The following is a 9,633-nucleotide window of genomic DNA, read 5'->3' as shown; positions in this document are numbered from 1 at the left end:
CTCATAGTCCAGCCCCTCGGGCGGGACGCGGTGCAGCCGGAGCAGGACCTGCCAGTCGCCGGGCTCCAGCTCGCCGGGCAGGTAGCCGGGGGTGGCCCGGTCCGCGGCGATGGTGAAGCCGTCGCGAGCCCCGCCCGACCAGCCGCGGAAGCCGGCCGGTCCAATGCAACCGAGGTCGAGGACCCCGGCCTGGCGCGGATAGTCCAGCCGTACGGTGAGCGCGGCGGTGCCCGGTGGCACGGTGACCGGCAGGGCCCGCATCATGTTCTCCGCGCGGTCCCGCAGCGTCCACCTGCCCCGGTGCACCACCATGGTCAGGCGTCCGCCCCGACGCCGGTGCGCGGAGCCGGCACCGCCGCCTCGGCCGTGCTGCCGATCAATTCGCCGTCCCGGTAGATCAGCGAGCGTCCGGGTCGCGGCGTCACCCAGCCGGTGTCCCCGGGTTCCGGCTCCCGCCCCTCCGGCACCACGACCTGCACGCTGGTCGTCGCCCCTGCGTCGGGCTCCTCCGCCGGCACGTCGAGCGAGACCAGCGAGAAGCTGCCGAGGTTCTCCACCACGACGACCTGCCCGGTCAGCGCCCCGGACGCCGGCTCGGGGGAGTAGTCGAGGTACTCGGGTCGGACCCCGTACACCACCTGCTCGCCGTCGGTGAGCTCGCCGCGGACGTCCTCTGGTACCGGCAGTCGCACCGCGGCGACGGCCAGCTCGTCGCCGCGGACCCGGGCCGGGACCAGGTTCATCGGGGTCGAGCCGATGAAACCGGCGACGAACGTGTTGGCCGGGCGGCGGAAGACCTCCGTCGGCGTGCCGACCTGGCGGATCCGGCCGCCCTCCATCACCGCGATCCGGTCGGCCAGCGCCAGCGCCTCGGCCTGGTCGTGGGTGACGAAGACGGTGGTGACGCCCAGCTCACGCTGCAGCCGCTTGAGGAAGGTACGCGCCTCCAGGCGCAGCCGGGCGTCGAGGTTGGACAGCGGCTCGTCGAGCAGGAAGACCTGCGGATGGCAGGCCATCGCCCGGGCCAGGGCGACCCGCTGCTGCTGCCCGCCGGAGAGCTGCCCGGGGCGGCGGTCCAGCAGCGCCGACAGGCCCAGCTCGTCCGCGGTACGGGCGGCCTTGTCCTGCCGGTCCGCCTTGCCGACCTTCTTGATCCGCAGCGGGTACGCGATGTTGTCCCGGACGGTCATGTGCGGGAAGAGCGCGTAGTCCTGGAAGACCATCGCTACGTCGCGCTGCCCGGGCGGCAGGCTCGTGACGTCGCGGTCGCCGATGCGGACGCTGCCGCCGGAGGACAGCTCCAGCCCGGCGATGGTGCGCAGCAGGGTGGTCTTGCCGCAGCCCGAGGGGCCGAGCAGGGCGAAGAACTCGCCGTCGGCGATCTCCAGGTCCAGGGCGTCCAGGGCGCGTACGCCGTTGGGGTAGACCTTGGTGAGCTCGCGCAGGGTGATGGCGGCCATCAGCGCTTGATCCCTCCGTGGAAGCGGAATCCGTACCTGCTGCTGACGAAGACGAACATCAGCGCCACCGGCAGCGAGTAGAGCAGTGAGAAGGTGGAGAGCAGGCGCAGGTCGGCCTGGCCGCCCTCGGTGTAGAGGGTGTACATGATCACCGCGGCGGGCGCCTTGTCCGGGCCGCGCAGCAGCAGGAACGGGACGAGGAAGTTGCCCCACACGTTCGCCACCGCCCACACCCCGACGGTGGCCAGTCCCGGCCGGACGACCGGCACCACGATGTGCCGCATGATCTGCAGCGGGCTGGCGCCGAACACCCGGGCGGACTCCTCGTAGGACGTCGGTGTGGCGTCCATGAAGTCCTTCAGGATGAAGATCGCCGCCGGCAGCAGGCCACCGGTGAGGATCAGGATCACCCCGAGCCGGGAGTCGATCAGGTTGAGCCGGAACGCCAGCTCGAACAGCGGCACCATGGTGGCCGTGCCGGTCACGATCGACGAGAGCAGCAGCAGCCCGTACAGCAGCGCGTCCCGGCCGGGTACCCGCACCCGGCTCAGCGCGTACGCGGCGAGGGCGGCGAACGTCACCACCAGCAGCGCGGTGCCGCCGGCCAGCCAGACCGAGTTCAGCAGCGAGGTCATCGCGTACGGGTTGTCCAGCAGGGCGCGGAAGTTGTCGAGGGTGAACTGCGGCAGCGAGGCGGCGATCGTGGGGGTGTCGTCGAACGGCGCGGTGGCCAGCCAGAGCAGGGGCAGGGCGAAGAACGCCAGCACGACGCAGAGGAAGACGTACCGCCCGATCCGGGCCAGGACGTCCCGTACCGCGACCCGGGACGGTTCCGTGCGGGTCTCGTCCGCCGTAGGGGTCACGGTGCTCATGCCCGCTCCTTCCGCCGGCCCAGCATTCGCAGGTAGATCAGCGCGATGACCAGGTTGATCAGCAGCATGATGAACGAGATGGCCGCGCCGAAGCCCAGCTCACCGCCGGAGAGCGCCACCTTGTAGACGTAGACCGCCAGGATCTCGGAGCGCTGCTCCGGACCACCGGCGGTGATCAGGAACGGCGAGAAGTCGTTGAAGGTCCAGAGGCTGATTAACAGCAGGTTGGTCAGCACGTGGCCGCGGATGCGCGGGAACACCACGTCGCGCAGCTGCTGCCCGGTCGACGCGCCGGCCAGCCGGGCGGTCTCCAGGTGCGAGCGGGGCACGTTCTCCAGGGCGGCGGCGTAGAGCATCATCGAGAACGCGGTGCCGCGCCAGGTGTTGAAGATGATGATCGACAACATCGGGTAGTCGAGCAGCCAGGCCATGCCGGGCATCCCCAGCAGCGCGTTCAGGGTGCCGGCGTCCCGGTCCAGCAGCGCGATCCACAGGAACGCGACCACCGAGCTGGGCAGGATCCAGGCCAGCAGGATGAACGCCTCGACCACCCGGCGCAGCGGGCCGCGCCGGTCGCGCAGCGCGTAGGCGATGGCGAAGCCGAGGCAGGCCTGGCCGATCACCGCGGAGCCGAGCACGAACTGCAGGGTCAGCACCAGCGAGTTGCGGAACCGTTCGTCGCTCAGCGCCCGGGTGTAGTTCTCCAGTCCGACGACCTCGGGGTTCGCGGCGGCCAGCCCGGTGAGCCGGTAGTTCGTCACGCCCAGGTAGATCGTCCAGGCGGCCGGCACCACGAGGAAGAGCAGGATCAGCACCATGCTCGGGACGAGGAAACCGGCGGCCCGGGCCCGGCCCAGCCCGGCGGCGTCGGGGGCGGGGGAGGGGCCCGTGACCGGGCCCGCTCCCTCGACCGTCTCGTCAGGACGAGACGTTACCTGGACCACCGACGATCCCTTCGACCTTCTTCTGGTACGCCGAGGCGGCCTCGTCGACGCTCTTGCCCGACGCCACATCCGCGGTCGCCTCCTGGAGCGCCACCGACACCTGCGGGTAGACCGCCAGCGGCGGCCGGTACGCGGTGAGCGGCAGGACCTTCTCGGCGACGAAGCTGAGCAGGGGGTCGCCGGCCAGCACCTCCTTGTTGACGTCCATCCGGGAGGTGATCCGCGCCGCGCCGGCGAGCTGCTCCTTGGTGGCCTCTGCGGAGTGCATGAACGCCAGCAGCTCGAACGCCTGCGCCGGGAACTTCGAGTTCGGGTTCAGCACGTCGACACCGCCGCCGGACATGCTGACGAAGTCCTGGCCCCGGATGCCGGCGCCGGGCTGCTTGGCCGGAATCATCGCCCACCCGACGGTGGTGTCCCGGTCGGGCATCTTGGCGACGCCGTCCTTCGGGTTGACGACGCCGCGCCAGAAGTAGTCACCCTCGGCGAGGATGCCGATCTTCCCGGCGGCGAACTCGGCGAAGGACTTGTCCCGCCCCTTCGCCTCCTGCTGGAGCTTCGGATCGCCCAGCCCGCCGCCGTAGACCTTGGCGTAGAAGTCGAGCATGTCCTTGACCTGCTGGTTGGCGCCGGCCCACTTGTTGTCCTTGTAGATTTCGCCGCCGGCGCCGACCAGTAGCGGCAGCGCGCCCTGCATGGTGGTCGCCTCACCCATCGCCGTGCCGGCGTTGATCTGGATCGGCGTGACGCCGGGCAGCGCCTTGAGCTTGGTGCCCGCGTCGAGGATCTCCTGCCAGCTCTTCGGCTGCCAGTCGGCGGGCAGGCCGGCCCTGGCGAAGAGCTTCTTGTTGAAGAACAGGACGCGGCCGTCGGTGCCCTGCGGGATGCCGTACTTCTTGTCCTCGAACGTGCCCAGGCCCTGCACGCTCTCCGGGATCTGCGACCAGCCGTCCCACTTGTCGGCCTGGTCGCCGGCCACCTCGGACAGCGGCTTGAGGTAGCCGGCCTGGGCGAACTCGCCGACCCAGATGCCGTCGACCGACATCACGTCGGCGCCGCCCTTGGACCGCAGGTCCAGGGCCAACTTCGTCTTGTACTGCTCGTCGTCGACGCCGCTGGGCACGAACGACACCTTGGCGGTGACGCCCTTGGCCTTCTGGGCCTCGATGAACCGAGGGATGACCCACTTCTCGATCCACTCGGCACTGGCGGAGTTCTTGCCACCGGCGATGGCGTTGGTGGAGATGGTGAGGGTGATGTTCTTGGCGTCCTTGCCGGCGGGCTCGTCGGAGCCACCGCAGGCCGTGGCGGCGAGGGTGACGGCGGTGAACGCGGCGAGCACACCAGTGACGCGTTTCGGTGTGAGTGACATGGGCTGTGTTCCCTTCGCAAGGAGTGACTTCGAAGAGACTCGCGGGTCGCCCGCCGGCCGCAGGTCCATGCCGGCGGTGCTTGTCGGCCACAATGTCATGACAGCCTGACGACGTAAATACCTGTCACTGAAATGAGCGTGAAACACGCCCCTCACCGCTCGGCGACGGTCACCTCCAGTGAGTACCGAGAGGCGCGGTAGATGTGCGCGCCGTGTTCGACGTACCGGCCGTGGTCGTCGTACGCCGTGCGGGTCATGGTCAGCAGCGGGGCGCCGCGCCGCTCGCCGAGCATCTGCGCCTCCGCCCCGGTGGCCGCGCGCGCCCCGATCCGCTGCTGGGCGCCGCGCACCCGGATGCCGGCCGCGCGGAGGATCGCGTACAGGCCCCGGGCCTGCAGGGCGTCCAGGGTGAGCCGGACCGGGTGGAGCGGGAGCCAGTTCTCCATCACCGCCAAGGGCTCGCCGTCGGCGAAGCGCAGCCGGCGCAGGTGCTGCACCTCGCTGCCGGCGGTGACGTCGAGCGCCGTCGCCACCTCGACCGGGCAGGCCACGGTGGCCAGCTCCAGCACCGAGGTGGAGGGTTGCCGGCCGGCCCGGGCGAGGTCGTCGTGCAGGCTGGTCAGCTCGACGCCGCGGCGCACCTCGCCGCGGACCACCTGGGTGCCGACGCCCCGCCGACGGACGATCAGTCCCTTGTCGACGAGGTGCTGGATCGCCTGGCGGACGGTGGGGCGGGACAGCCCGAGCCGGTCGGCGAGCTGCAGTTCGCTGTCGAGCCGGTCACCCGGCGCCAGCTCGCCGCGCTGTATCGCGGCGGCGAACTGCTCCGCGACCTGGAAGTAGAGCGGGACCGGGCTGCTCCGGTCGACCGCGATCTCGGGGCCGGTCACGGGACCTCCTCGGGGCGGACGCGCGGTATCGGGGGGCGCGATGCTGGCCGTCACTGTACCGAAGCGGTCACTCCGCGGCCCGGCCGAATGTCAGGACAACACATTGACACAACTCGCGGCCACTGTTACCAATCAGGGACCAGGATCGAGCTGGCGGTCACGCCGTCGCCGGCCCGGACAAAGGACGCCGCATGCTCGATGTGCTCACCATCGGCCGGGTCGGGGTCGACATCTATCCGCTGCAGGTGGCCACGCCGCTGGCCGAGGTCGAGACGTTCGGCAAGTTCCTCGGCGGTAGTCCCACCAATGTGGCCGTCGCCGCCAGCCAGTACGGGCTGCGCGCCGGGGTGATCACCCGCACCGGCGCCGACGCCTTCGCCGAGTACGTGCACCGCGCGCTGCGCGACTTCGGCGTCGACGACAGCCAGGTACGCCCGGTGCCGGGGCTGCCCACCCCGGTGACGTTCTGCGAGATCTACCCGCCGGACCACTTCCCGCTCTGGTTCTACCGCACGCCCACCGCGCCGGATCTGCAGATTCACCCGGAGGAACTCGACCTCGCCGCCATCGAAGCGGCCGGGGTCTTCTGGCTCACCGGGACCGGCCTGTGCCAACGGCCCAGCCGCGACGCGCACACCACGGCACTGGCCGCCCGGGGCGGACGCGCGCACACCGTGCTCGACCTCGACTACCGGCCGATGTTCTGGTCCGACCCGGCCGCCGCCACGGCCGCGTACGCCGAGGTGCTGCCCCGGGTCACCGTCGCGGTCGGCAACCTCGACGAGGCCGAGGTGGCGGTCGGCGTCCGGGACCCGGAACGCGCCGCCCGGCTGCTGCTCGACCGGGGACCACGCCTGGCCGTGGTCAAGCTCGGCCCGGACGGAGTCCTGGCCAGCACCGGCGAGGAGACGGTCCGGGTGCCGCCGGTGCCGGTGGAGGTGGTGAACGGGCTCGGCGCGGGGGACGCCTTCGGCGGCGCGCTCTGCCTTGGCCTGCTGCGTGACTGGCCACTGGAACGGACGCTGCGGTTCGCCAACGCCGCGGGGGCCATCGTCGCCTCCCGGCTGTCCTGTTCGGCCGCGATGCCGGACGAGGCCGAGACCTCGGCGCTGGCCGCAACGATCCAACCGGAGCCGGCCCCCGCGACGGGAGGAGAGTGGTGAGCACCGAGTACGAGGCGTTGACCCTGACCCGGGCGCACCGGCCCCAGGCGATCGCGGAGGCCGCCGCCCGGCGTACCCGCCGACCCTGGCCCGACCACGGCCGCCCGCTGTTCATCATCGCGGCGGACCACGCCGCCCGCGGCGCCCTCGGGGTCCGCGACCGGCCGATGGCGATGGCCGGCCGCACCGACCTGCTCGACCGGCTGCGGCTCGCCCTGTCCCGGCCCGGCGTCGACGGCGTGCTCGGCACCCCGGACATCCTGGAGGACCTGCTCCTGCTCGGTGCGCTCGAGGACCGGCTGGCGATCGGCTCGATGAACCGCGGCGGCCTCTCCGGCGCCGCGTTCGAGCTCGACGACCGGTTCACCGCCTACGACGCCGACAGCATCGCCGCGATGGGGTACGACGGCGGGAAGATGCTCTGCCGGATCGATCCGGAGGACCACGGCAGCGTTGCCACCCTCCAGGCGTGCGCCCGCGCGGTCAGCGCGCTCGCCGCGCACCGGACGGTCGCCCTGGTCGAGCCGCTGTGGGTCACCCGCTCGGGCGGTCGGGTCCGCGTCGACCTATCGCCGGAGGCGGTGATCAAGAGTGTGAGCGTCGGCCAGGCGCTCGGCGCCACGTCCGCGTACACCTGGCTGAAGCTGCCGGCGATCGACGAGATGGACCGGGTGATGGCCGCCACCACGCTGCCCGCCCTGCTGCTCGGCGGCGACCCCACCGAGGCGCCCGACCTGGTGTACGCCCGGTGGCAGCGGGCGCTGCGCCTGCCCGGCGTACGCGGGCTGGTGGTCGGCCGGGCGCTGCTCTACCCGCCCGACGACGACGTGGCCGCTGCGGTGGACCTCGCCCATTCGCTGCTGCCCGCCCGGCAGGAAGCATGACCGCCGACCTGCACCTGCCTTGGGGGACGACGGCCCGACCGCCATGGGCGCTGGAGGTCACCCCGGAGCGGGCCGGCTGGACGTATGCGGGCCTGCGGGTGCTCGTCCTGCCCGCCGGCGGCGAGGTCACCTTCGCCACCGGTGACGAGGAGATGCTCGTCCTGCCGCTGGCCGGTGCGGCGACCGTGGAATGCGATGGGCTGCGGATGGAACTGGCCGGGCGGGCCTCAGTCTTCGCCGCCGTCACCGACTTCGCTTACGTGCCACGGGACGCGACGGTGACCATCCGCGGCGAGGGACGCCTCGCGCTGCCGTCGACCCGGGCGACCCGGCGGCTGTCGCCTCGCTACGGCGCCGCCCGGGACGTCCCCGTGGAGCTGCGCGGCGCCGGGTCGGCCAGCCGCCAGGTCAACAACTTCTGCGCGCCGGACGCCTTCGGCTGCGACCGCCTGGTCGCGGTCGAGGTGCTCACCCCCGGCGGCAACTGGTCGTCCTACCCGCCGCACAAGCACGAGGACGACCGGACCTACGACGACGGCCGGGTCGAGGCGGCGCTGGAGGAGATCTACTACTTCGAGGTGTCCGGCGGGGTGCCCGGCGACCCCGCCGGGCCGGTGGGCTACCAGCGGGTCTACGGCACCGACCGGCGACCGATCGACGTGCTCGCCGAGGTGCGCGCCGGTGACGTGGTCCTCGTGCCGTACGGCTACCACGGGCCGTCGATGGCGGCGCCCGGCTACCACCTCTACTACCTCAACGTGCTGGCCGGGCCCGGCCCGAAGCGCACCATGGCGTGCGTGGACGACCCGCGGCACGGCTGGATCCGGGACAGCTGGGCCGACCAGCCGGTCGACCCGCGGCTGCCGATGACCGGGACGGGAGCGCTGTGATGCGCAGACTGACCGTGGCGCAGGCCCTGGTGGCCTTCCTCGCCCAGCAGTGGTCCGAACGCGACGGACAGCGGCGCCGGCTGATCCCGGCGTGCTTCGGCATCTTCGGCCACGGCAACGTGGCCGGCCTCGGCGAGGCCCTGGCGGGGGCCGCCGCCGCGGGCGTCGACCTGCCGTACCGGCTGTGCCGCAACGAGCAGGGGATGGTGCACACCGCCTCGGCGTACGCCCGGATGACCGACCGGCTCAGCACCCTGGCCTGCACCACCTCCATCGGGCCCGGCGCGACCAACCTGGTCACCGGGGCCGCCGGCGCGACCATCAACCGGCTGCCGGTGCTGCTGCTGCCCGGCGACATCTTCGCCACCCGACCGGCCAACCCCGTGCTGCAGGAGCTGGAGGACTCCCGCTCGTACGACGTGAGCGTCACCGACGCGCTGCGCCCGGTCTCCCGCTACTGGGACCGGATCAACCGCCCGGAGCAGCTGCCGGCGGCGCTGCTGGCCGCGATGCGGGTGCTGACCGACCCGGTGGAGACCGGTGCGGTCACCGTCGCCCTGCCGCAGGACGTGCAGGCCGAGGCGTACGACTGGCCGGAGGAGCTGTTCGCCGAGCGCACCTGGCACGTGCCGCGTCCCCGCCCCGACGACGGGGCCGTCCAGCGGGCCGCCCGGATCGTCACCGCCGCCCGGCGACCGGTGGTGGTGGCCGGCGGCGGGGTGATCTACAGCGGGGCGACCGAGGCGCTGCGCGGCTTCGTCGAGCGGCACGGCGTGCCGGTGGTCGAGACCCAGGCCGGCAAGGGCGCTCTGCCCCACGACCATCCCCTGTCGCTGGGCGCGGTCGGGGTCACCGGGACCGCCGCGGCCAACGAGGTCGCGGCGCACGCCGACGTGGTCATCGGCGTCGGCACCCGGTACAGCGACTTCACCACCGCCTCGGGCACCCTCTTCGGCGACGCCCGGTTCGTCAACCTCAACGTCACCGGATTCGACGCCGCGAAGCTCTCCGGCGTGCAGGTCGTCGGCGACGCCCGGGAGAGCCTGGCCGCGCTCGGCGCCGCCTGCGACGGGTGGGCCAGCGAGCCGGCGTACCGGGCCGGCGCTGCGGACCGGCGCGAACGGTGGACGGCGGTGGTGGACCGGGCCCGGCACGCCG

At 72.4% G+C, this 9,633-nt stretch carries 10 protein-coding genes; 4 read left to right on the top strand and 6 right to left on the bottom strand.

Translation table 11 applies throughout. The features are described from left to right. The 6 genes from DKL51_RS12240 to DKL51_RS12215 form a co-directional block, all read right to left on the bottom strand. Positions 1 to 312: hypothetical protein (locus tag DKL51_RS12240; RefSeq protein WP_221623161.1), on the bottom strand; the 312-nt coding region annotated here is incomplete at its 3' end. A 2-nt stretch (positions 313 to 314) separates the two neighbouring features. Further along, positions 315 to 1,460 (bottom strand): ABC transporter ATP-binding protein, encoded by a 1,146-nt coding sequence (locus tag DKL51_RS12235; RefSeq protein ID WP_124812052.1) that lies wholly within the window; start codon positions 1,458 to 1,460, stop codon positions 315 to 317. Next, on the bottom strand, positions 1,460 to 2,332 hold the full coding sequence (locus DKL51_RS12230; protein ID WP_124812051.1) for a carbohydrate ABC transporter permease: 873 nt from the start codon (positions 2,330 to 2,332) through the stop codon (positions 1,460 to 1,462). Before DKL51_RS12230 ends, DKL51_RS12235 begins: the two co-directional genes overlap by 1 nt. After that, positions 2,329 to 3,276, bottom strand: coding sequence for a carbohydrate ABC transporter permease (locus DKL51_RS12225; RefSeq protein ID WP_207783965.1), 948 nt, complete (start codon positions 3,274 to 3,276; stop codon positions 2,329 to 2,331). Before DKL51_RS12225 ends, DKL51_RS12230 begins: the two co-directional genes overlap by 4 nt. Then, positions 3,251 to 4,648 (bottom strand): extracellular solute-binding protein, encoded by a 1,398-nt coding sequence (locus tag DKL51_RS12220; RefSeq protein WP_109946452.1) that lies wholly within the window; start codon positions 4,646 to 4,648, stop codon positions 3,251 to 3,253. Before DKL51_RS12220 ends, DKL51_RS12225 begins: the two co-directional genes overlap by 26 nt. Before the next feature lie 152 nt (positions 4,649 to 4,800). After that, a complete protein-coding gene (locus DKL51_RS12215) occupies positions 4,801 to 5,538 on the bottom strand; it encodes a GntR family transcriptional regulator (protein WP_109946451.1) in 738 nt (245 codons plus the stop codon). 191 nt (positions 5,539 to 5,729) lie between these two features. Between DKL51_RS12215 and iolC the strand changes: the two genes are divergently transcribed. The 4 genes from iolC to DKL51_RS12195 form a co-directional block, all read left to right on the top strand. Continuing rightward, on the top strand, positions 5,730 to 6,701 hold the full coding sequence (gene iolC / locus DKL51_RS12210) for a 5-dehydro-2-deoxygluconokinase (RefSeq protein ID WP_109946450.1): 972 nt from the start codon (positions 5,730 to 5,732) through the stop codon (positions 6,699 to 6,701). After that, the gene (locus DKL51_RS12205) at positions 6,698 to 7,585 is read left to right on the top strand and encodes a Cgl0159 family (beta/alpha)8-fold protein (RefSeq protein ID WP_109946458.1); all 888 of its coding nucleotides are present in this window, start codon (positions 6,698 to 6,700) and stop codon (positions 7,583 to 7,585) included. The genes iolC and DKL51_RS12205 overlap by 4 nt, the downstream gene beginning before the upstream one ends. Then, entirely contained in the window at positions 7,582 to 8,475 is an 894-nt protein-coding gene (gene iolB / locus DKL51_RS12200) for a 5-deoxy-glucuronate isomerase (RefSeq protein WP_109946449.1), read from the top strand. Before DKL51_RS12205 ends, iolB begins: the two co-directional genes overlap by 4 nt. Then, the coding region (locus DKL51_RS12195; protein ID WP_260428468.1) for a thiamine pyrophosphate-binding protein at positions 8,475 to 9,633 on the top strand (1,159 nt) is incomplete at its 3' end. The genes iolB and DKL51_RS12195, both read left to right, overlap by 1 nt.

This window comes from Micromonospora globispora, from assembly GCF_003857015.1.
GTDB classification, from domain to species: domain Bacteria; phylum Actinomycetota; class Actinomycetes; order Mycobacteriales; family Micromonosporaceae; genus Micromonospora; species Micromonospora globispora.
This window is presented reverse-complemented; position numbering and strand designations above follow the sequence as displayed.

What these genes read in the sequence shown, in the direction of transcription:
- DKL51_RS12235 (WP_124812052.1), bottom strand. Translation starts at nt 1,460, where the DNA reads ATGGCCGCCATCACCCTGCGCGAGCTCACCAAGGTCTACCCCAACGGC.
- DKL51_RS12230 (WP_124812051.1), bottom strand. Translation starts at nt 2,332, where the DNA reads ATGAGCACCGTGACCCCTACGGCGGACGAGACCCGCACGGAACCGTCC.
- DKL51_RS12220 (WP_109946452.1), bottom strand. Translation starts at nt 4,648, where the DNA reads ATGTCACTCACACCGAAACGCGTCACTGGTGTGCTCGCCGCGTTCACC.
- iolC (WP_109946450.1), top strand. Translation starts at nt 5,730, where the DNA reads ATGCTCGATGTGCTCACCATCGGCCGGGTCGGGGTCGACATCTATCCG.
- iolB (WP_109946449.1), top strand. Translation starts at nt 7,582, where the DNA reads ATGACCGCCGACCTGCACCTGCCTTGGGGGACGACGGCCCGACCGCCA.